Below are 21,516 nucleotides of genomic sequence, written 5' to 3'. Positions count from 1 at the left end.
GGGCCGCTATGAATACGGCACCCGTATCGCCCAAGGTAGTGGGTGGGCTGCATGTCGCTGACGACCCGTTTTTCGTATCTGCTATCAACCGCGACACGTGATCCCTGGTATGGATCACCACTGCGCAAAGGACCCTTCGATGCCCATCGTGACCCTGCCGGACGGCAGTCAGAGAACTTTCGACGAACCCATTAGCGTGATGCAGCTGGCCGAGTCCATTGGCCCCGGGCTGGCCAAGGCCTGCGTGGCCGGCAAGATCGACGGCGAGCTGGTGGATGCCGCCGACCTCATCGAGCATGACGCCGAGGTGGCCATCATCACTGCTCGTGACCCGGAAGGGCTCGAGATCATCCGCCACTCCTGCGCGCACCTGATCGGGCATGCGGTCAAGCAGCTCTACCCCGATGCCAAGATGGCCATCGGCCCGGTGATCGATGACGGTTTCTACTACGACATCGACTTCGGCCGCTCGGTGACGCCGGATGATCTGGCCGCCATCGAGACGCGCATGAAGCAGCTGATCGACACCGACTATGAGGTGGTGCGCGAGTACGTGGATCGCGACAAGGCGATGCTGACCTTCCTGCATCGGGAGGAGCCCTACAAGCAGGAGATCGTGCGCGAGATCCCCGAGGGCGAGACCATTCGTCTCTACCATCACGAGGAATACACCGACATGTGCCGTGGGCCTCACGTGCCCAATACCCGGCACCTGAAGGCGTTCAAACTGACCAAGCTGGCCGGCGCCTATTGGCGCGGCGATGCCACCAAGCCGATGCTGACGCGTATCTACGGCACCGCCTGGGGCGACAAGAAGGATCTAAAGGCCCACCTGCAGCGTCTCGAGGAAGCCGAGAAGCGCGATCACCGCAAGCTGGCCAAGCGCATGGACCTCTTCCATCTGCAGGAGGAGGCCCCGGGCATGGTGTTCTGGCACCCCAACGGTTGGACTCTGTACCAGGCGCTGGAGCAGTACATGCGCCGGATTCAGATCGAGCATGGCTATCAGGAAATCCGCACGCCTCAAGTGGTGGATCTCTCACTGTGGAAGAAATCCGGCCACTGGGGGCACTACAGCGACCTGATGTTCACCACCGAGTCGGAGAAGCGCGAGTACGCGGTCAAGCCGATGAACTGCCCCTGCCACGTGCAGGTGTTCAACCAGGGGCTGAAGAGCTATCGTGACCTGCCGCTGCGCCTGGCCGAGTTCGGCAGCTGCCACCGCAACGAGCCTTCCGGTTCGCTGCACGGCCTGATGCGGGTGCGGGGCTTCACTCAGGACGATGCTCACATCTTCTGTACCGAGAAGCAGATCCAGAGCGAGGCCGAGGCCTTCATTGCTCTGACGCTCAAGGTCTACAAGGAGCTGGGCTTCGACGACGTCGAGCTCAAGCTGTCGACCCGTCCCGACGACTTCATGGGCGAGGCGGCGCTGTGGGATCGCGCCGAGGCCGGCCTCGAGGCGGCGCTGAACGCCACCGGTCTGAAGTGGGAGCTGCAGCCGGGCGAGGGCGCCTTCTACGGGCCCAAGATCGAGTTCGCCCTGCGCGACTGTCTCAATCGCGTGTGGCAGTGTGGTACCCTACAGCTCGACTTCAACCTGCCGGGCCGCCTGGGCGCCCAGTACGTCGACGAGGATGGCGAGCGCAAGACCCCGGTGATGCTGCATCGGGCCATCCTGGGCTCTTTCGAGCGCTTCATCGGTATTCTGATCGAACACTACGCCGGGGCCATGCCGCTGTGGCTGGCGCCGGAGCAGGCGGTGGTCATGACCATCACCGATGCCCAGCGTGACTATGCGCTGGAACTCGAGCGGCGCCTGCAAAAAATTGGCCTTCGCGTCAAGGCGGACTTGAGGAACGAGAAGATCGGCTTTAAAATCCGCGAACATACGTTGCAGAAGGTTCCCTATCTCCTGGTAGTAGGGGATAAGGAAGTCGAAGCCGACTCGGTTGCCTTGCGTACGCGCACTGGCGAAAACCTGGGCACCATGACCGTCGATGCTTTCATCGAGCGGGTACGGGCAGAAGGTCTGTAAGAGACTTGTAAGGCCTGGGCTGGGTCTGTAGACCTGGATTAGACCTGTAGGGCCTGGAATAGACCTGTAAGCCCAGGTGGGGAAAGACAGGTCGGCATCGACATCGTCAATTACCGGAACGGAGACGGAACGATCAAGCGAAGCAGCCAGCGCGGACGTCCTCAGGACAAGCGCCCCCCAATGAACGAGCGGATAACCGAGGATCAGGTGCGCCTGATCGACAGCGACGGCGAGCAGCTGGGCGTTGTGCCCACGAGCGAAGCGCTCGAGCGTGCCGAAGCGGCCGGTCTTGACCTCGTCCAGATTTCCAATGCCGATCCGATCGTCTGCAAGATCATGGATTACGGCAAGTTCGTCTTCGAGCAGAAGAAGCAGAAGGCAGCTCAGAAGAAGAAGACGAAGCAGATTCAGGTCAAGGAAGTCAAATTCCGGCCTGGCACCGACGAGGGGGATTACCAGATCAAGTTGCGTAACTTGATCCGCTTCCTCGAAGGTGGCGACAAGGGCAAGGTCACGCTGCGGTTTCGCGGCCGTGAAATGGCGCACCAGGACATCGGCCGCAAGCTGATGGAGCGGATCGCCGCGGATCTCGAGGAGATCGGGACCGTGGAGTCCTTCCCCAAGATGGAAGGGCGCCAGATGATCATGATCATTGCCCCCAAGAAGAAGTGATCCGAAGGCCAGTCAGACGGGCGGTCGGCAATAGCCGGCCGCCGGCCCCGGGTTTTCTGAAAAATCTCGAGCGGAGTTAGTCTCATGCCGAAAATCAAGAGCAACAGCGGCGCTGCCAAGCGCTTCAAGAAGACGGCCAACGGCTTCAAGCACAAGCAGTCGTTCCGGAGCCACATCCTGACCAAGAAGTCGACCAAGCGTAAGCGTCATCTGCGTGGTACGAAGCTTATCCACGACGCCGACAAGGCCCTGATTCAGCGCATGCTGCCGAATCTGTAAGCCTCAGGTCACATACTTTAACGTCAGGAGAAAGCCATGACTCGTGTCAAGCGTGGTGTCGTCGCTCGTCGTCGTCACAAGAAGGTTCTCAAGCTGGCCAAGGGTTACTACGGTGCCCGTTCGCGCGTTTTCCGCGTGGCCAAGCAGGCTGTCATCAAGGCTGGTCAGTATGCCTACCGTGACCGTCGTCAGCGCAAGCGTCAGTTCCGCGCCCTGTGGATCCAGCGTATCAACGCCGGTGCCCGTCAGCACGGCCTGTCCTACAGCCGCTTCATCGGCGGCCTGAAGAAGGCCGGTATCGAGATCGACCGCAAGGTGCTGGCCGATCTGGCCGTTCACGAGAAGGCTGCCTTTGCTGCCATCGTCGAGAAGGCCAAGGCTGCCCAGTAAGTGACATTGTCTCGGGTGTCGGGCCGGTTGCGGCCGGCCCGGTCGATGCCAGACCGTCGCAGGGGAAGAGCAGCCGCTCTTCCCCTGTTTTTTTACGACGCACACTGACGCGTCAACAGCACGATAACGACTTCGGAGCTCAACGGATGGACCATCTACCAACACTGGTCACCGAGGCCCGTCAGGCCATTCAGGCCGCCGACAGCATCGCGGCGCTCGAGGAGCTGCGGGTACGCTACCTTGGCAAGAAAGGCGAGATCACCGCTCAGCTCAAGGGGCTCGGCAAGCTGCCGGCGGATGAGCGTCCGGCTGCGGGGGAGCGGATCAACCAGGCCAAGCTGGCCCTGACCGAGGAGCTCGACGCTCGTCGCGAGGCGCTGGCCAAGGCGGCGCTGGAAACACAGCTGGCCGCAGAGCGCATCGACGTGACCTTGCCGGGGCGTGGCCAGACCAACGGCGGCTTGCATCCGGTCACTCTGACCTTGGAGCGCATCGAGGGGCTGTTCAGCCGCATCGGCTACGACGTCGCCGTGGGGCCTGAGGTCGAAGACGACTATCACAACTTCGAGGCGCTCAACATTCCGGCCCACCATCCGGCACGGGGCATGGCGGACACCTTCTACTTCGACGCCACGCGCCTGTTGCGCACGCATACTTCGCCGGTGCAGGTGCGCACGATGAAGAGCCAGACGCCGCCGATCCGTATCGTCTGTCCGGGGCGGGTCTATCGCAGCGACTCCGACCTGACCCATACGCCTATGTTCCATCAGGTCGAGGGGCTGCTGGTCGACGAGGACGTGAGCTTCGCCGATCTGAAGGGCACCATCGAAGACTTCTTGCACGCCTTCTTCGAGCGTGACGACCTGTCGGTGCGCTTTCGTCCCTCCTATTTTCCCTTCACCGAGCCCTCCGCCGAGGTCGATATCCAGTGCGTGATGTGCTCCGGCGAGGGTTGCCGGGTCTGCTCCCACAGCGGCTGGCTCGAAGTGATGGGCTGCGGCATGGTGCACCCGGAAGTGTTCCGCCATTCGGGCATCGACTCGGAACGCTACAAGGGCTTCGCCTTCGGCATGGGCGCCGAGCGACTCGCCATGCTGCGTTACGGCGTCAACGATCTGCGCATGTTCTTCGACAACGACCTGCGCTTCCTGCGCCAATTCGCCTGATCGGGCGCCGAGCCCAGGCGGACATGAACTTCGGCCGAATACAGGATTGACCATGAAATTTTCCGAACAGTGGCTGCGCGAGTGGGTGTCACCGCAGCTGGGCGTACAAGGGCTGGCCGACCAGATCACCATGGCCGGCCTGGAAGTGGATGCCGTCGAGCCCGTTGCCGCTGCCTTCAGTGGTGTAGTGGTAGCCGAGGTCGTCGACAAACAGCAGCATCCGGATGCCGACAAGCTCAACGTATGCCAGGTGCTCGACGGCAGCGGTGAGCCGGTGCAGGTGGTATGCGGCGCCGCCAACGTGGCGGTCGGTCAGAAGGTGCCCTTTGCCCGTGTCGGGGCAGTGTTGCCGGGCGACTTCAAGATCAAACAGGCCAAGCTGCGCGGTGTGGAATCCCGTGGCATGATCTGCTCCGCTTCTGAGCTGGGTCTTGCCGAGGAGACCTCGGCGGGCATTCTCGAGCTGCCTGCCGATGCCCCTGCCGGCGAGGATTTTCGCGCCTGGATGGGGCTCGACGACCATACCGTCGAGGTGGATCTGACCCCGAACCGCGGCGACTGTCTGAGCCTGAAAGGTCTGGCGCGCGAAGTCGGCGTGCTCAATCGGCTGGCGGTCACCGAGCCCGACGTCGAGCCGGTCGCTGCCAGCCACGACGAGACCTTTCCGGTGCGGGTCGAGGATGCCGAGCGCTGTCCGCGTTACATCGGCCGCTTGATCAAGGGGGTGGACGTCACCGTCGCCACCCCGCTGTGGATGGTCGAGCGTCTGCGCCGCAGCGGCGTGCGCTCCATCGATCCGGTAGTCGACGTGACCAACTACGTCATGCTCGAACTGGGGCAGCCGCTGCATGCCTTCGACCGTGAGAATCTGCACGGCGCGGTGGTCGTGCGTCTGGCGCGGGAAGGGGAGCAACTGATACTGCTCGACGGTCAGGAGATCACGCTCAACGCCTCGACGCTGGTCATCGCCGACGAGCGCGGGCCGCTGGCCATTGCTGGCGTGATGGGCGGCGAGGGTTCCGGCGTCGGCCCGGCAACCCGCGATATCTTCCTCGAGTCCGCCTTCTTCTCGCCCCTGGCGATTGCCGGGCAGGCGCGTTCCTATGGGCTGCATACCGATGCCTCGCATCGCTTCGAACGAGGGGTCGATCCGTGCCTTACCCGTGACGCGGTGGAGCGTGCCACGGCGCTACTGCTCGCGATCACCGGCGGTGAGCCGGGGCCGCTGGTGGAAGTCATCAGCGATGCCCATATGCCGGCCGCGCGTGAGGTCACGCTGCGTGCCGCGCGGCTCGAGCAGGCCCTGTGCAAGGCACTACCCTCGGCCGAGGTGCAGGAGATCCTCGAGCGGCTGGGTATGTCAGTCAGCGTGACGGAGGCGGGATGGCAGGCGCAGGTGCCGAGCTGGCGCTTCGATATCTCCATCGAGGAAGATCTGATCGAGGAAGTGGCGCGGATTCACGGCTACAACCTGCTGCCGGTGCGCCGTCCCGCGGCCCGCCTGGCGCTGCGTCCCGACAACGAGGCGCGCACGCCTCTGGCCAGGCTGCGGCGTCAACTGGTGGCACGGGGCTATCAGGAGGCCGTCACCTACAGCTTCGTTGCCCCCGAACTGCAGCAGGCGCTGCTGCCGGATGCGGTCTCTCCGCGACTGGCCAACCCTATTTCCAGCGATCTGGCCGTGATGCGAGCAAGCCTGTTCCCGGGGCTGATCCGTGCGCTGGAGTACAACCTCAACCGGCAGCAGACCCGGGTGCGCCTGTTCGAAACGGGGCTCGTTTTCCGTGGCGATCTGGATGAGCTGGACCAGACCCCCATGGTCGGTGCGTTGGTCTGCGGTGAGCGCCTTCCCGAGGGGTGGGCCGGCAGCCGGGACAAGGTCGATTTCTTCGACCTGAAAGGCGATCTGGAAAGCCTCATCGCCCTGGGCGGAGAAGAGCATGCCTGGCGCTTCGAGCCGGGTGAGCACTCGGCGCTGCACCTCGGCCAGTGTGCGCGGGTGGTGTTCCGTGGCGAACAGGTGGGCTGGATCGGTGCGCTGCATCCCGCCGTCAAGGCCGAGCTTGGCCTGAAGGCCGAGGTGTATCTGTTCGAAGTGCGTCAGGATGCGCTCACCCATGGCAGCCTGCCCGCCTTCGAGCCGCTGTCGCGCTATCCAGAGGTGCGTCGGGACCTGGCCTTCCTGCTCGATGAGAGCCGACCCGTGCAGGCGCTGCTGGATTGCGTACGCCAGCGCGCAGGACAATGGCTGCAGGAATTGCGCCTGTTCGACGTCTATCAGGGCAAAGGGGTGCCCGAAGGGAGCAAGAGTGTTGCCTTGGGCTTGACCTGGCAGCATCCTTCGCGCACGCTGAATGACGAAGAAATCAATCAGTTGGTCGATGCCATCGTCGCCGAGTCGCATCAGCATCTGGGGGCCGAGCTGCGCGGGTAAGTGCTCGAACGAACCGGGAGCCATGACGGCGGCGGGCTGGACCGCCACTCTGAGGAGATGACATGGGAGCGTTGACCAAGGCGGAACTGGCCGAACATCTCAATGCTGAGTTGGGGCTGACCAAGCGTGAAGCCAAGGCCATGGTAGAGGCTTTCTTCGAAGAGATCCGGGCCTGTCTGCGCGAGAACGAGCAGGTCAAGCTGTCGGGGTTCGGTAACTTCGATCTGCGCGACAAGCGTGAGCGCCCGGGGCGCAATCCGAAAACGGGGGAGGAAATTCCCATTTCGGCGCGACGTGTCGTGACCTTCCGACCCGGCCAGAAGCTCAAGAGCCAGGTCGAGCGTTACGAAGGCCCGGCGCCCAGCTGATGAAACGCCATAGCAAGATGCCACCCCACGGGTGGCATCTTGCTATTGGATACTGCGGCTATTGGGTACATGCCCAGTCAGTCTCAAACCCCGCCGCCACTCTCCATCAGCCAGGTGATCACCACCTTGAAGATGTAACCCATCATGCCCGCGCCGAGCACCACGAACAGCATGAGGGTGCCGAAGCGACCGGCCTGGGATTGCTTGGCCAGGTCCCAGATGATGAAGCCCATGAACAGGATCAGGCCGCCGATCAGCAGCGGGGTGACCCAGGCTTCGAACGTATGCGCCTCCAGCATGTCGCCTCCTCGAAACAGAGACCGAACATTATACTTGGCCAGCTTTCGAGCCGCCTGCGACAACCTGTCGCTTGGTGACGGCGGGTGGTGGCGTTCGGCGCCAACTCGCCGACACGTGGTAAACTCGTGTCGAACGTATCGGTTGAACGAATCAGGTCTATTTCCGACATGCCAATGCTGAAGATTTTCGTAGGAACCATGTATGGCGGCGCCCTCGATGTCGCCGAACAGGTCGCTCCGCTGTTCAAGGATGCCGGCTACGAGACCGCGGTTCTCGAGCAGCCCACGCTCGAGGACTTGATCGAAGAGCGGCCCGATCTGGTGCTGTTCTGCGTCTCCACGACCGGCAGCGGCGATTTCCCGGGCAATTTCGTACCCTTTGCCCGCGCCCTCGATGAGCGAAGCCCGTCGCTGGTGGGCGTGCGCTACGGCTTGATCGCCATGGGCGACAGCTCCTACGGTGATACTTTCTGCGGAGCAGGGCGCCGTCTTGATGAGATGCTCGAAGGGCTTGGGGCCACCCGGCTGGGGGAGCGGCTGGAGATCGATGCCATGGAGACCTTCATGGCCGACGATGCTGCGCTGCCCTGGGTCGAGGAGTGGATCGAAGACCAACAGCTGCAGGTGGCTTGAGATGCATGCCGAGCCGACTGCGGAACGACTGAGCCTGCTGGCGGGCTTGCTGATACTGATGCTCGCTACCGTGCCGCGATTCATCGCCGGCGATTATGGCAATCGCCTGTCGCTGATCTCGATAGCGCTGGCGGTGGTGGCGGTGGTGGCTTTCCTCAACTGGCGCATGCTGGATGCGGACCAACGCCGCCGGCTGCCGCAGCTGGGCAAGCGGCTGCTACTGGCGCTGCTGGCAGGGTTGGTAGTGATGGGCCTGTGGCATGCGCTGTTCACGGCCTGGATCAGCTGGCAGCTGTTGCTCGCGCATGGCGCCACGCTTGGGCTGCTGCTGCATGCGGTATTGCTGTGGTGGCGTCCAGCCGTTCCTCGAGACTGAGCCGCGAGACTGAACTGCAGGCGGCGCCTTTCAGGCGCCGCCGTTCTTTCTCTACTCGATCACTTCTATTCATGCCGGCCCGCTGTCATACCAGCCGATAGCAGGGCACGTACTCCTGGCCTGGCAGCTTCATGCGGCCCTGGGCGACGAATGAGCCCAGCAACTCGTCCAGGCGGCGCATCAGCTCCGGTTCGGCATGCAACTTGAAAGGACCGTGCGCCTCGATGGCGCGCAGGCCGTGCTCCTTGACGTTACCCGCCACGATACCCGAGAAGGCCCGGCGCAGATTGGCGGCCAGGTCGTGCACAGGCTGACTGCGGTGCAGTGCCAGGCCGGCCATCGCCGCGTGAGTGGGCTCGAAGGTCTCCTGGAAGTCCCGGGCGATGGTGAGGCGCCAGTTGTAGTGGAAGGCGTCCTGATGGGCGCGGCGGAACTCGGTGACGCTATCGATGCCCTTGCGCATGGTGCGGGCGACCTCGACGGGGTCATCGACGATGATGCGGTATTTGCTGCGCGCCGCCTCACCCAGGGTATAGACGAGAAACTCGTCGATACGCTGGAAATAGTCGGCGGAGTTGGCCGGGCCGGTGAAGATGACCGGCAGGGCCATGTCGGCATTGTCGGGATGGAGCAGGATGCCCAGCAGGTAGAGGATCTCTTCCGCCGTGCCCACGCCGCCGGGAAAGACCACGATGCCGTGGCCCAGGCGTACGAAGGCCTCCAGACGCTTCTCGATGTCGGGCATCACCACCAGCTCGTTGACCAGCGGGTTGGGTGCCTCCGCGGCGATGATGCCGGGTTCGGAGATACCCAGATAGCGGCCGTCGAGTATGCGCTGCTTGGCGTGGGCCAGGTTGGCGCCCTTCATCGGACCCTTCATGGCGCCGGGGCCGCAGCCGGTACAGATGTCTAGTTCGCGCAGGCCAAGGTGGTAGCCCACGTCCTTGGTGTACTCGTACTCCTCGCGGGTGATGGAGTGGCCGCCCCAGCACACCACGATGCCGGGGTCGCGTCCTGGCTTGAGCGTGCCGGCCTTGCGCAGGATATGGAACACCGCGTTGGTGGTTCCTTCGCCGGTGGTGAGGTCGAAACGGCGATGCTGCTGGATCTCGTTGTAGACGTAGACGATGTCGCGCAGCACCGAGGAGAGGTGCTCGCGTATGCCGCGAATCATCTTGCCGTCGACGAAGGCCTGGGCGGGGGCATTGGTCAGCTTCAGGCGTATGCCGCGGTCCTGCTGGATCACTTCGATGTCGAAGTCGTGATAGGTCTCCATCAGCACCAGGCTGTCGTCGGTCATGCTGCCGGAGCTGAGTACGGCAAGCGAGCAGCGCCGCAGCAGATCGTGCAAACCGGCCTTGGAGGTGTCGCGCAGGCGGTTGACCTCATGCTGTGAGAGCACTTCCAGGCTGCGCAGCGGTGAAACGATGGTGGAGATGGTGTCTGGCATGAAACGATCCTTGTGGTGTCGGCTTACGTGCCTGTCATCGAGTCGTCATTCGATGCTATCACGCTGCCCTCAGCGGCGCAGCGCTGCGTGGTTGGGCCAGGGGTGGTAGGATGAGAGTTTCCGGCCTTGGTCCCTGCAAGCGATCGCCATGTTCAACGCACAGTACTTTCGCACCTTCATCACCCTGGTCGAGACAGGCAGCTTCACGCGTACTGCGCGGCATCTCGAGATGACCCAGCCCGGGGTCAGCCAGCATGTGCGCAAGCTGGAGCAGTACCTCGACAAGCCCTTGCTGGAGCGGCAGGGCCGGCGCTTCACTCTCACCGAGGCCGGGCGCAGGGCCTACGACTACGGGCTGCGGCTGTTTGCCGAACACGAGCAGTTTCGTCATTCACTGGACGACGACGCGCTGGATACCGGTGAGTGCCGTATCGCCTCGCCGGGCAGCGTGGGGCTGATGTTCTATCCCTACATTCTCGGTCAGCAGCAGATGTCGCCGGGGCTGACGGTCAGCTACAGCTTCGCCTTCAGCCACGAGATCGTTTCCGACGTGTTGGCCGGGCGTCACGATCTGGGCATTGTCACCGAGCCGATCCGCCATCCGGAGCTGAACTGCAGTCTGTGGCATCAGGAGCCGCTGTGCCTGGTCGTGCCGGCGGACTTCGCCGGCACCTCGCTCACCGAGCTGATGGGCATCGGCTTCATCAACTACTCCGACGGGGTCAATCACGCCGGCGCGCTGCTGCGCAGCAATTTCCCCGACGAATTTCGCACCATGAGCCAGTTTCGCCGCCAGGGCTTCACCAACGAGGTGGGCATGGTGCTCGACGCCGTGGCGCGCGGCCTCGGCTTCACCGTGGTCTCGCGGCTGGTGCTGGAAACCTCGCCCTGGCAGCGCCAGGTCAAGGAGCTCGATCTACCGGTCATCGAGCACGAGACCCTGCATCTGGTCAGCCGCACCGGAACCAAGATTCCCCGTCGCTATGCGCGTCTGCTCGAAGGGTTCCGCGAGCAGCGCATGCGCGAGCGCTTCGGTCACGGGGATATCGCCTCGCTGCCGTAGCCGCGTTCTGTGAGCGGCTTTCGCTAAGCGCAACGCAAACGGCCCGCCGATCGTTCGGCGGGCCGTTTGCGTTGCTGGTCGCAGTCTCGCGAATCAGTCGCGGTACTCGTCGATGCTGGGGCAGGAGCAGATCAACTGACGGTCGCCGAAGACGTTGTCGACGCGGTTGACCGCCGGCCAGTACTTGGCCGCCTTGACCGCTTCCGAGGGGAAGGCGGCGACTTCGCGGGAGTAGGCGCGCTCCCAGGCCGGGTCCATGAGGTCGGCCATGGTGTGCGGTGCATTCACCAGCGGGTTGTCGTCGGCCGGCCACTCGCCGCGCTCGACCCGGGATATCTCCTCGCGAATGGCGATCATGGCATCGCAGAAGCGGTCGATCTCATAGCGCGACTCCGACTCGGTGGGCTCCACCATCAGCGTGCCGGGCACCGGGAAGGACATGGTCGGCGCATGGAAGCCGTAGTCCATCAGGCGCTTGGCGATGTCTTCCTCGCTGATGCCCGAGGCGCTCTTGAGCGGGCGGATGTCGATGATGCACTCGTGGGCCACGGTGCCGTTGACGCCGCGATAGAGCACCGGATAGTGCGCCTCGAGGCGCCGGGCGATGTAGTTGGCGTTGAGGATGGCCAGCTCGGTCGCCTGGCGCAGGCCGCGTGCGCCCATCATCTTGATGTAGGCCCAGGAGATCGGCAGGATCGAGGCGCTGCCGAAGGCCGCGGCGGAAACGGCGCCGCAGTTCTCGTTCACGCCGGCAATGGGCGTGACCACATGGTTGGAGACGTAGGGCGCCAGATGCGCCTTGACGCCGATCGGGCCCATGCCGGGGCCGCCGCCCCCGTGGGGAATGCAGAAGGTCTTGTGCAGGTTGAGGTGGCTGACGTCGCCGCCGAAGTCGCCGGGGCGGGAGAGACCGACCTGAGCGTTCATGTTGGCGCCGTCGATGTAGACCTGGCCGCCATGGCGGTGAACGATGGCGCACGCTTCGCGAATGCCCACCTCGAACACGCCGTGAGTCGAGGGGTAGGTGAGCATGATCGCCGACAGTGCTTCGCTATGCTTCTCGGCCTTGGCGCGCAGGTCGTCGAGGTCGATGTTGCCGTTGCTGTCGCACTCCACCACCACCACCTTCATCTGCGCCATGGCGGCGGAGGCGGGGTTGGTGCCGTGGGCGGAGCTGGGGATCAGGCAGACGTCGCGGTGCCCTTCGCCCTGGGCCGCCTGATAGCGACGAATGGCCACCAGGCCGGCGTATTCGCCCTGGGCGCCGGAGTTGGGCTGCATCGAGATGTGGTCGTAGCCGGTGATCTCGACCAGGAAGGCCGCCAGTTCGCCGATCATCTGCTTGTAGCCGACGGCCTGCTCCTGGGGCACGAAGGGGTGCAGATGGCCGAACTCGGGCCAGGTGATCGGGATCATCTCGCTGGTGGCATTGAGCTTCATTGTGCATGAGCCCAGCGGGATCATCGCATGAGTGAGCGAAAGGTCCTTGTTCTCCAGGCGCTTGAGGTAGCGCAGCATCTCGGTCTCGCTGCGGAAGCGTTTGAAGTTGGGGTGCGTCAGGAAGTCGGATTCGCGGCGGCTGGCGGCGGGAATCCCGCTGATGCCCTCGGCGGCAATGCGCTCGTCCAGTGCGGTGATCGACAGGCCGTGCTCCTCGTCCAGCAGCACGTCGAACAGCGCGTCGAGATCGTGAGCGGTGGTGGTCTCGTCGAGGCTGACGCCGATGTCGCCGTTATCGAAATAGCGCAGGTTGATCTCATGGGTCATGGCGCGACCGTGGATCTTGCCTGCATCGACCCCGGTCAGGCGCAGGGTGTCGAACCAGCTGTCATGCGCCAGACGCACGCCTTTCTCCTTCAGCCCGACTGCCAGGATGGTGGTCAGGCGATGGATGCGGGTGGCGATGGTGGTGAGACCCTCGGCGCCATGATAGACGGCGTAGAACCCGGCGATGTTGGCCAGCAGAGCCTGGGCGGTACAGATGTTGGAAGTGGCCTTCTCGCGGCGAATGTGCTGCTCGCGGGTTTGCATCGCCATGCGCAGGGCGGTGTTGCCGCGAGCATCGCGGGACACGCCGATGATGCGCCCGGGAATGGAGCGCTTGAGCGAGTCGGTGGTGGCGAAGTAGGCGGCATGCGGTCCGCCATAGCCCATGGGAACGCCGAAGCGCTGGGTGTTGCCCACCACGATGTCGGCGCCGAGCGCCCCCGGCTCCTTGAGCATCACCAGACTCATGATGTCGGCCGCCACGCAGGTCATCACGTTGCGCTCGCGGGCGGTGGCCAGCAGCGGGGCGAGATCGTGTACGCGCCCGCTTTCGCCCGGGTACTGCAGCAGGGCACCGAACACGTCGTGCTCGGCCAGGCTCTCGGCCGGCCCGACGATCAGTTCGAAGCCGAAGTAGTAGGCGCGAGTGCGAACCACGTCGAGAGTTTGCGGCAGCACGTCGTCGGCGACGAAGAAGGCGTTGCTCTTCGACTTCTTGTTGGCCCGCTGACACAGTGCCATGGCTTCCGCGGCGGCGGTGGCCTCGTCGAGCAGCGAGGCGTTGGCCAGCTCCATGCCGGTGAGGTCCATCACCATCTGCTGGAAGTTGAGCAGGCCTTCCAGGCGGCCCTGGGCGATCTCGGGCTGATAGGGGGTGTAGGCGGTGTACCAGCCCGGGTTCTCCAGCACGTTGCGCTGTATCACGGCCGGCACGTGGGTGTTGTAATAGCCCTGGCCGATGTAGGTCTTGAACACCTTGTTCTGCCGCGCCAGGCGCTTGAGGTAGTCCAGCGCCTCGGCTTCGCTGCGCGGCGGGTCGAGGTCCAGCTCGCGGCCAAGGCGAATGTCTGCCGGTACCGTGCGCTCGATCAGCGTTTCGAGGCTCTCCATGTCGAGCGCCGCCAGCATGGCGGCAACATCTTCGGCTCCGGGACCGTTGTGGCGGCGGATGAAGGCGTCATGATCGGCCAGATCGGCCAGGCGGCGGTTGTCGTAAACCATGGAAAAACCCGTGCGTTGAAATGGAAGTGCAGGCGCTGGAAAACCCGGCCGCAGGGCCGGGCGGCATCGGTGCGTTGCTATCAGGCGTCGCTGTCGACCACGGCCTGGTAGCCCTCGGCGTCGAGCAGGGCTTCCACGGCTGCCGCATCCTCGACGCGAACCTTCATGATCCAGCCACCTTCATAGGGGGCTTCGTTGACGGTCTCGGGAGCATCTTCGAGAGCCTCGTTGACTGCGACGACCTCACCGGCGAGCGGGGCATAGAGATCCGAAGCGGCCTTGACCGATTCGATCACGCCGAACTCTTCACCCTTTTCCAGAGTGCGCCCAACCTCGGGCAGTTCCACGAACACCACGTCGCCCAAGGCTTCCTGAGCGTGATCGGTGATGCCGATGGTGACGGTGCCGTCGCCATTGTCCAGCACCCATTCGTGGCTGTCGTTGTAGCGCAGGTTGGCAGGAATAGAGCTCATGATGATTTTCCTATAAGAAAAAGGTTTTCTGGCTGGGTGAATGCTAACGCCATTGTCGGCATTTTGCGAGTCTCAAGATGCCGCTCGACGCCGCTGTCAGGGCATCGTGCATGGTTAGCGTGGCGCCTGCAGCCGTGAACGTCCAGTCCCGCCGTGACGATACGGGCATGCAGCCAGGCCGTGGCGCCGTTCGACAGCGGCGGCGTGGCTCACTACGCTATAGCTGGCGTTTGTCGAGTGGCGGCAATGGCAGTGAGGTACACCGTAGTGGCGGATCGTGTCCTATCGTTGTTTCCGATACGAAACAAGCGTTAATCTAGTATCCAGCAAGCGTTGACGGCCAGGCTGTAGCAGCCATTTCGGCGAGCTGGTGCATTCCTGGCGATTTCCGCTATGGTACGCCGTCTCACTACAGGATCCTTCGGGGAAACGCCCTGAAGACGGTGGGATGCCTTATAACACTCCATACAACAGAGGGAAGCGTTCGTGGAAACATTGACAGCCATATTCGAGGCCATCAACGGCGTGGTCTGGGGACCGTTGATGCTGATACTGCTGCTGGGGGTGGGCCTCTACCTGCAGCTCGGATTGAAACTGATGCCCATCCGCAAGTTGGGCACCGGCTTCAAGCTGATGTGGCAGGGACGTGAGGCCAAGCCGGCACCGGGTGAGGTCAAGAAGGCGGAAGCCGAGGGGGAGATCTCGCCCTTCAACGCGCTGATGACGGCACTCTCCGCCACTATCGGCACCGGTAACATTGCCGGTGTGGCGACGGCCATTGCTCTTGGCGGCCCAGGCGCGGTGTTCTGGATGTGGATCACGGCGCTGGTAGGCATGGCGACCAAGTTTGCCGAAGCCGTGCTTGCCGTGCGCTATCGTGAGACCGATAGCACCGGCTACCACGTCGGCGGGCCGATGTTTTACATCAAGAACGGCCTGGGCAAGAAGTGGCTGTGGCTGGGTGGCGCCTTCGCCTTCTTCGGCGCAGTGGCGGCCTTCGGTATCGGCAACACCGTACAGTCCAACTCGGTTGCAGACGCGCTCGACTCCACCTTCGGTATTCCGCACTGGCTGACCGGCGTGGTCATCATGGTGCTGGCGGGTGCCGTGATTCTCGGGGGCATCAAGCGTATCGCCAAGGTGGCCGGCAAGCTGGTGCCGTTCATGGGTATCGCCTATGTCGCGGCCGGTCTGGTGGTGCTGGTGGTCAATGCCGGCCAACTGGGCGAAGCCTTCAGCATGATCTTTTATTACGCCTTCAACCCGCATGCGGCGGTGGGTGGTTTCGCCGGGGCAGCGGTGATGGCCGCCATTCGCTTCGGGGTGGCACGCGGTATCTTCTCCAACGAGGCGGGCCTGGGCAGCGCGCCGATCGCCCACGCGGCGGCCAAGACCCGCAACCCGGTTCGGCAGGGCATGATTGCCATGCTCGGCACATTCATCGATACCATCATCGTCTGTACCATCACCGCGCTGGTGATCCTGACCTCCACGGTGTGGATCGAGGGTGAAGCGGGGGCTTCGCTGACGGCGCTCTCCTTCGATGCGGCACTGCCCGGCTGGGGCAATCAGATCGTCTCGCTGGCGCTGGCGGTGTTCGCCTTCACCACGATTCTGGGCTGGTCGTTCTACGGTGAGAAGTGCTTCCAGTTCCTGTTCGGCACCCGCTCGATCATGCTCTATCGCGTGCTGTTCGTGCTGGCCATCCCGCTGGGGGCCATGGCACAGCTCGGCTTCATCTGGCTCATGGCGGACACCTTCAACGCCCTGATGGCCATTCCCAACCTGATCGCTCTGGCCTTGTTGTCACCGGTGGTGTTCAAGGTCACCCGCGATTACTTCGACGGCAAGGAGGTGTTGCCGGGCGAGGATCACGATCACGACAAGGCGTGATGGACCTGCGGTCGACGAGGCGCTGCCTGGCGCCTCGTTCCGCCTGGCCAGCCCTGTCATCCCAATGTCACGAGGAAACCTCATGAGCGATCTCAAGCGCACACCGTTGTACGACCTGCATCTCGAACTGGGCGGCAAGATGGTGCCCTTTGCCGGCTACGAGATGCCGGTGCAGTTTCCGCTCGGTGTGAAGAAGGAGCATGAGCACACTCGCAATGCCTGCGGGCTGTTCGATGTCTCCCATATGGGACAGCTTCTTCTGCATGGTCCCAGCCCAGCCGAGGCCCTGGAAACGCTGGTCTGTGCCGATATCGTCGGGCTGCCCCAGGGCATGCAGCGCTATGCGCTTTTCACCGCTCAGGCGGGCGGAATCCTGGATGATCTGATGGTGGCCAATCCGGGCGACCACCTCTACCTGGTGGTCAATGCCGCGTGCAAGGATCAGGACATTGCGCTGCTCGACATGGGGCTCGACGACGAGCACCGCGTCGAGGTACTCGATCGCGCATTGTTGGCCCTGCAGGGGCCCAAGGCGGCGGACGTCATGCGGCGTCACTGTCCGCAGGCCTGTGAGCTGGTGTTCATGCAGCACGGCCGTTTCGAGATGATGGGCGTGCCAGTGTGGATCAGCCGCAGCGGTTACACCGGTGAGGATGGCTTCGAGATTTCGATTCCCGCCAAGGAGGCGGAGGCCCTGGCTCGCAGGTTGCTGGCCGAGGATGAGGTCGAGGCGATCGGCCTGGGAGCACGCGATTCGCTGCGTCTCGAGGCTGGACTGTGTCTCTATGGCCATGACATCGACACCGAGACCACGCCCGTGGAAGCGGGGCTCATCTGGGCCATCGGCAAGCCGCGTCGTCATGGGGGGGAAAGGTCCGCCGGATTCCCGGGGGCGGACGTGATCCTGCACCAGGTTGATGCCAAGGATCATCGCCGCAAGCGTGTCGGGCTGCTGGGCGAAGGGCGCGCTCCGGTACGTGAGGGAGCCGAGCTTTACGGCGAGGACGGCCGTCATATCGGCAGGGTGACCTCGGGAGGCTTCGGCCCCAGCGTGGGCAGGCCGGTGGCCATGGGTTACGTCGACATCGAGTATGCCGAGATCGGTACCACCGTGCATGCCGAGGTGCGTGGCAAGCGCTTGCCGATGGTGGTGAGCAAGATGCCCTTCGTGGCACCGGGCTATCACCGCGGCTAACGCACTCATCTACATTTATACCGTTATCTTCATCAAGGCCACCGCAGCAAATGCGGTGGCCTTGCCGTTTCTGGGTCCAGGTCTCGAAGCCCAGGTCTCGAAGATTCGAAGATCGTTCGAGGCCCGGGCGCGGATAGGGTGAAGCCGCTGTCGTCTGAACTCAGCGCAGCAGCTCGGCATGCTCCTCCCAGTAGCGTCCCATGCTGCGCTCCTCGGTCAGGTCGAAGAGCGTCTGACGCCGCGCCAACTGGGCGCCGCCATCTCGCGTGAGCGGCCGCCAGGCGACCTGGGCCCGCTGACGGGTGGAGCGCACGAAGAAGGCGTCCAGCGGCATCGAGAGATAGATCCCCTTGTCGAAGCTGCCTTCGCCGAAGTCGCTGCCGGCATCGGTGAAGGTGGCCCAGCCGCCCAGGCGAATACCGGATTCGAACTCCCGGGAGAAGTCGAAAGTGACGCCGAGATCGCCCGCCAGGTAGCGCCCGACGCTGACCTTGGCCAACACGTCTTCGAAATCCGTCTGCCAGTATCCTGTGAGATGGCCGGTCCAAGTGCTGTAGTCGCGCATGCCGAAACGCTGGTCGAACTCCCGCTGTTTCACCCAGTTCACGTCCAGGCCCAGGGCTACGTCGGAGTTGAACGGACGGTAGAGTAGCTCCCCCCCCGCGCCGGCGAACATGGTTTCGAGCAGACCGCCATAGCCCATGGCGTACCAGTCGTTGCCGAGCTGGGCGGTACGGGTGTACTGCAGGTTGGAGAGGCCGATATCGGTCTCGGCCAGATAGTCGCCGATATGGGTCCTGACACGCGGCAGGTCCGAGGGGCCGATGTAGTGGTACCTGTCGAGATTGTCGTCCAGCGTGTAGGTCAGCGTGGCCGACAGCCAGTCGTTGCGCCCCAGCCGATATTCGCTGTCGAAGTTGGCCGAGAGGCGGTACAGGTAGCCGTCCGGGCCGCCGAAATTCTGTTCGAGCTGCGGTGCGAGGCTGTAGGAGAAGCCCTGCGAGGTGGTTTCATGCAACAGCTCACCCTGGGACGGTGCATGGCCGGCATGTGCATAGAGACCGTGCCGGTAGGCGACGGTTTCGGCGCTGGAGACGGCGGCGGCAGCCAGGGCGTGACGGTCGTGAACGCTCTCGCGCAGGGGCATGCCGCGCTCGTGCCAGCGGAAGCGCAGGGTGTCCACGTCGTTGCCGAGATGGTTGTGCAACAGGCGCCCGGCGCGGTACTCGCTTTCCGCGAGCGAAGGGTAGCGGGTGGGCTCGCCCTCGATGACGACACTATTGTCCGACTGGTAGATGCGGTAGACGCCGATACCGGCGTTGGCATCCAGCTCGCTGCTGAGTCCGCTCCAATCGCCGGTGTTGGCTGCGGGTGGCTCGCCGATCTCCGCCGGGAGCGGGTCGCGCTTGAGCTGGGAAACCCCGGCAAGATTGGTGCTCACGCTGATGCCGAGCATGGCGGTGTTGCCGCGTTGCCAGCCGGCCTTGAGCTCGACGTTGTCGCTCAGTTGCAGACGGGCGCCCAGATTGACCCGCGAATCCTGCTCCTGATGATTGCGCTGGGGTTCGCGCTGGTAGTCGTTGCCTTCGAGCTCGAGCTGCAGCACCAGTGGGCGCCAGGGCGTTTGATACTCGATGCCGCCGAACAGGGCGCTACGGCCGCTGAACAGGCTGCCCAGGTTCACGCTGCCACCGTCGCCGCCTGAAGTGAACCCGGAGCGACGCTCGAAGCTATCGTCGAGACGGCTCAGGGGATTGGTGAAATCCTCCTGGTTGCCGAGGTAGCCCCAGCCGATGCCGAGCGTGAAGTCGAAATCGTGCCAGCGCTTGCTGGCGACGAGGTATTCGCCCGCGAACAGGCCGGTGCCGCCGATATCGCGAGCGCCGACTGCAATCTGCGGCCAGTAACGATCCTCTTCGCGCAGACGCAGCTTGACGTCGACGCCCTTGTCCAGGTTGTTGCGGTCGCCGCGGGCGGCCAGATAACGGCGATTCTCCACTTCGACGTAGCGAAAGCCCGCTTCGAGCCACTCGGTGGGTTGGAAGAACAGGCTGTAACGGCGGTAAGGCGCGGTGCGTGACATGGAGAAGGCAAAGCCACCCAAGGGAGCCATGCGGGCCGTCGGGGTCTGCATGATGCCCACGCCGCCGAAATCGCCTTGACCCGTGCCCAGACGTGGCTGGGTCGAGTCGGCGGCGGCGGGTATCGTCGTCGCCATGATGGCCAGAACAAGAGAGGTAAGACGCAGCGGATGCGCAGTGGGGCGCTTCATTGGGCGGCGCCTCCCACTGTGGTTTGCTGAGCCGTAGTTTGCTGAGTCGTAGTTTGCTGAGTCGTGATTCCCTCGGCCGTGGTTTGCTCCGCCGTGGTTTGCTCGTCGGCCGGCAGCGTGAGGGGGCTGCAGGCGTCGCTGGGCAGCCGCGTGGCCAGGTAGTCGGGCAGGGCGCGATTGACCCAGGAGGCCTCCTGTACGGGGTCGGGGAATATCAGCACCACACGGCTACCGGCCGCCAAGGGCAGGTTGCCGGCGTTCCACGCCGCCACGCCAACCCGGCGGGGCGCTCCTTGAGGTGGGAGCACCCACGCTTCGTCTGCCGCGGACCAGTGGCCCCGGGGGCGCTCGCGCAGCAGTCCACGCAGATCCATGCCGGGTTGCCAGCGTTGGCGAGTGACGCCGCCGAAGTGCCAGAATTCGACCCAGTCGGGCAGGGCGCAGGTGCCTGCGGCAGCGAGTGAGTCCAGCGCGGGATCATGGCGGGGCGAGGCCAGCAGGGCAGCCAGATCGGCTCGAGCGAGTGTGCGACTGGGATGTGCCTGCAGCTCTTCGATGCGGGTTCGCCATTCGTGCAGTCCCCGCGAGAGTTGCGCATGGCCTGCCAGGGCATGCCAGTCGGCCAACGTGGTCAGTTCTTCCCCAAGCCGCAGGCCCTGATGCCGCTGTGCTTCGCGGTCGACGTGAAGCAGATAGTAGGCAAGGACAGACGCCTCGGGCTGGGACGGTTGCTCGAGCCACAGTTGCGAAAGTGTTGGCGTGTCGGCCTTGGCGGCCAGAGACAAGGTCAGTATCAGCAGCGTGCCCAGGCTGGTGCAGGACCAGCGCCTGGCGCGGGCGTGGTGACGTTGGGTCATGCTCGTTCTCTTCGTCACGGCGATGCATCGTCGTTGAGCAGGGTCATCTGCTCGGCTTCGCTCGCAGTATTCTCGGCATCGCTCCACCAGGGCCGTGCTACCTGCCACTGTAGCCGTTGACCCTTTGGCCAGAGCGTCATGTCACCCCCCCAGATCCACCGGGTTCCCGGCTGGCGCCAGAACACCCCGCGGCTACTCGTGTTGCTGCCCTGCCAGTCGAGTCGCTCCGTGCAGCGCTCGAGTGTGATTCGAGTCAGTGGCATCTCGACGGGCTCGGGCGGCTCGCAGTCGAGCGTTGCTTGCGCCACGTCCTGCCACTCCAGGCCGTGGCGGTCCTGCCAGTGAGCGTGTACCCGGTAGTGCTGCGGAGCATCGCCGGCGGATTGCCACCGCCCCAGCAGTACCTCCTCGAAGCCGGCCGTGCTGAGGGGCAAGCCGTCACGCAGATGCAGCGTGGCGTGGTCGCCCGCCTGCCAGTAGGTGTCCCGTCCGTGCTCACCGGTGCGGTGCGCCATTATCAGCAGCGCCCGATTGCCTTGCTGTTTCGCTACCAGCGACGCATAGGGCAGGGCTTCCGCGCGTTCCTCCAGGTCTCGGGCCGGCTGTTTGCCCAGCAGCGTCTCACCCAATGGCGAGAGCTGGCCTTGAGCGCAGGCCGTCAGGCTCATCA

The 21,516-nt window shown here is 64.0% G+C and carries 19 protein-coding genes; 12 read left to right on the top strand and 7 right to left on the bottom strand.

Going from position 1 to position 21,516, the window contains the following annotated elements; genetic code table 11:
* Nucleotides 1–139 precede the first annotated feature (139 nt).
* The 7 genes from thrS to HOP59_RS11840 all read left to right on the top strand — a co-directional run bounded on the left by thrS (nucleotide 140) and on the right by HOP59_RS11840 (nucleotide 7,347).
* Nucleotides 140–2,038, top strand: coding sequence for a threonine--tRNA ligase (gene thrS, locus HOP59_RS11870; RefSeq protein WP_010628694.1), 1,899 nt, complete (start codon nucleotides 140–142; stop codon nucleotides 2,036–2,038).
* A 96-nt stretch (nucleotides 2,039–2,134) separates the two neighbouring features.
* Complete coding sequence (gene infC, locus HOP59_RS11865; protein WP_479688660.1) at nucleotides 2,135–2,710, top strand: translation initiation factor IF-3; 576 nt, start codon at nucleotides 2,135–2,137, stop codon at nucleotides 2,708–2,710.
* Nucleotides 2,711–2,794: 84 nt separating this feature from the next.
* Entirely contained in the window at nucleotides 2,795–2,989 is a 195-nt protein-coding gene (gene rpmI / locus HOP59_RS11860) for a 50S ribosomal protein L35 (protein ID WP_010628692.1), read from the top strand.
* A 36-nt stretch (nucleotides 2,990–3,025) separates the two neighbouring features.
* Complete coding sequence (gene rplT, locus HOP59_RS11855; RefSeq protein ID WP_010628691.1) at nucleotides 3,026–3,379, top strand: 50S ribosomal protein L20; 354 nt, start codon at nucleotides 3,026–3,028, stop codon at nucleotides 3,377–3,379.
* Between the two features lie 146 nt (nucleotides 3,380–3,525).
* Nucleotides 3,526–4,545, top strand: coding sequence for a phenylalanine--tRNA ligase subunit alpha (gene pheS, locus HOP59_RS11850; RefSeq protein WP_010628690.1), 1,020 nt, complete (start codon nucleotides 3,526–3,528; stop codon nucleotides 4,543–4,545).
* 52 nt (nucleotides 4,546–4,597) lie between these two features.
* Nucleotides 4,598–6,979, top strand: coding sequence for a phenylalanine--tRNA ligase subunit beta (gene pheT, locus HOP59_RS11845; protein WP_234254083.1), 2,382 nt, complete (start codon nucleotides 4,598–4,600; stop codon nucleotides 6,977–6,979).
* A 62-nt stretch (nucleotides 6,980–7,041) separates the two neighbouring features.
* Complete coding sequence (locus HOP59_RS11840) at nucleotides 7,042–7,347, top strand: integration host factor subunit alpha (RefSeq protein ID WP_010628688.1); 306 nt, start codon at nucleotides 7,042–7,044, stop codon at nucleotides 7,345–7,347.
* An 83-nt stretch (nucleotides 7,348–7,430) separates the two neighbouring features.
* Here the strand turns inward: HOP59_RS11840 and HOP59_RS11835 are convergent, their stop codons facing one another.
* Complete coding sequence (locus tag HOP59_RS11835) at nucleotides 7,431–7,646, bottom strand: DUF2788 domain-containing protein (protein ID WP_010628687.1); 216 nt, start codon at nucleotides 7,644–7,646, stop codon at nucleotides 7,431–7,433.
* 168 nt (nucleotides 7,647–7,814) lie between these two features.
* Here HOP59_RS11835 and HOP59_RS11830 point away from each other — a divergent pair, with 168 nt between their 5' ends.
* Entirely contained in the window at nucleotides 7,815–8,279 is a 465-nt protein-coding gene (locus tag HOP59_RS11830; protein WP_103968037.1) for a flavodoxin domain-containing protein, read from the top strand.
* Between the two features lies 1 nt (nucleotide 8,280).
* Nucleotides 8,281–8,655, top strand: coding sequence for a hypothetical protein (locus HOP59_RS11825; protein WP_010628685.1), 375 nt, complete (start codon nucleotides 8,281–8,283; stop codon nucleotides 8,653–8,655).
* A gap of 85 nt (nucleotides 8,656–8,740) precedes the next feature.
* Here the strand turns inward: HOP59_RS11825 and ppnN are convergent, their stop codons facing one another.
* Nucleotides 8,741–10,105, bottom strand: coding sequence for a nucleotide 5'-monophosphate nucleosidase PpnN (gene ppnN / locus HOP59_RS11820; RefSeq protein ID WP_010628684.1), 1,365 nt, complete (start codon nucleotides 10,103–10,105; stop codon nucleotides 8,741–8,743).
* A 148-nt stretch (nucleotides 10,106–10,253) separates the two neighbouring features.
* On the opposite strand from ppnN, the gene HOP59_RS11815 reads away from it, so the two are divergent.
* Entirely contained in the window at nucleotides 10,254–11,168 is a 915-nt protein-coding gene (locus HOP59_RS11815; protein ID WP_234254082.1) for a LysR family transcriptional regulator, read from the top strand.
* A 93-nt stretch (nucleotides 11,169–11,261) separates the two neighbouring features.
* Here the strand turns inward: HOP59_RS11815 and gcvP are convergent, their stop codons facing one another.
* Together gcvP and gcvH are read right to left on the bottom strand one after the other, a co-directional pair.
* Nucleotides 11,262–14,156 carry an aminomethyl-transferring glycine dehydrogenase gene (gene gcvP, locus HOP59_RS11810; RefSeq protein ID WP_234254081.1) on the bottom strand — a complete coding sequence of 965 codons (2,895 nt, stop codon included), beginning with the start codon at nucleotides 14,154–14,156 and terminating at the stop codon, nucleotides 11,262–11,264.
* Between the two features lie 80 nt (nucleotides 14,157–14,236).
* The gene (gene gcvH, locus HOP59_RS11805; protein ID WP_010628681.1) at nucleotides 14,237–14,629 is read right to left on the bottom strand and encodes a glycine cleavage system protein GcvH; all 393 of its coding nucleotides are present in this window, start codon (nucleotides 14,627–14,629) and stop codon (nucleotides 14,237–14,239) included.
* Between the two features lie 486 nt (nucleotides 14,630–15,115).
* On the opposite strand from gcvH, the gene HOP59_RS11800 reads away from it, so the two are divergent.
* Together HOP59_RS11800 and gcvT are read left to right on the top strand one after the other, a co-directional pair.
* Nucleotides 15,116–16,522 carry an alanine/glycine:cation symporter family protein gene (locus HOP59_RS11800; protein ID WP_234254080.1) on the top strand — a complete coding sequence of 469 codons (1,407 nt, stop codon included), beginning with the start codon at nucleotides 15,116–15,118 and terminating at the stop codon, nucleotides 16,520–16,522.
* Nucleotides 16,523–16,604: 82 nt separating this feature from the next.
* Nucleotides 16,605–17,717, top strand: coding sequence for a glycine cleavage system aminomethyltransferase GcvT (gene gcvT, locus HOP59_RS11795; protein WP_234254079.1), 1,113 nt, complete (start codon nucleotides 16,605–16,607; stop codon nucleotides 17,715–17,717).
* Between the two features lie 160 nt (nucleotides 17,718–17,877).
* Here the strand turns inward: gcvT and HOP59_RS11790 are convergent, their stop codons facing one another.
* The 3 genes from HOP59_RS11790 to HOP59_RS11780 are packed head-to-tail and all read right to left on the bottom strand — an operon-like array spanning nucleotide 17,878 to nucleotide 21,514.
* Nucleotides 17,878–19,989, bottom strand: a complete 2,112-nt coding sequence (locus tag HOP59_RS11790) for a YjbH domain-containing protein (RefSeq protein WP_234254078.1) — start codon at nucleotides 19,987–19,989, stop codon at nucleotides 17,878–17,880.
* Entirely contained in the window at nucleotides 19,986–20,846 is an 861-nt protein-coding gene (locus HOP59_RS11785) for a capsule biosynthesis GfcC family protein (RefSeq protein WP_234254077.1), read from the bottom strand. The genes HOP59_RS11790 and HOP59_RS11785 overlap by 4 nt, the downstream gene beginning before the upstream one ends.
* Nucleotides 20,847–20,860: 14 nt before the next feature.
* Nucleotides 20,861–21,514, bottom strand: a complete 654-nt coding sequence (locus HOP59_RS11780) for a YjbF family lipoprotein (RefSeq protein ID WP_158409653.1) — start codon at nucleotides 21,512–21,514, stop codon at nucleotides 20,861–20,863.
* Nucleotides 21,515–21,516: the final 2 nt, after the last annotated feature.

The organism is Billgrantia aerodenitrificans (assembly GCF_021404405.1).
GTDB classification, from domain to species: domain Bacteria; phylum Pseudomonadota; class Gammaproteobacteria; order Pseudomonadales; family Halomonadaceae; genus Halomonas; species Halomonas aerodenitrificans.
Note: the sequence above shows the minus strand (reverse complement) of the source record. Positions and strands in the feature narration are given on the sequence as shown.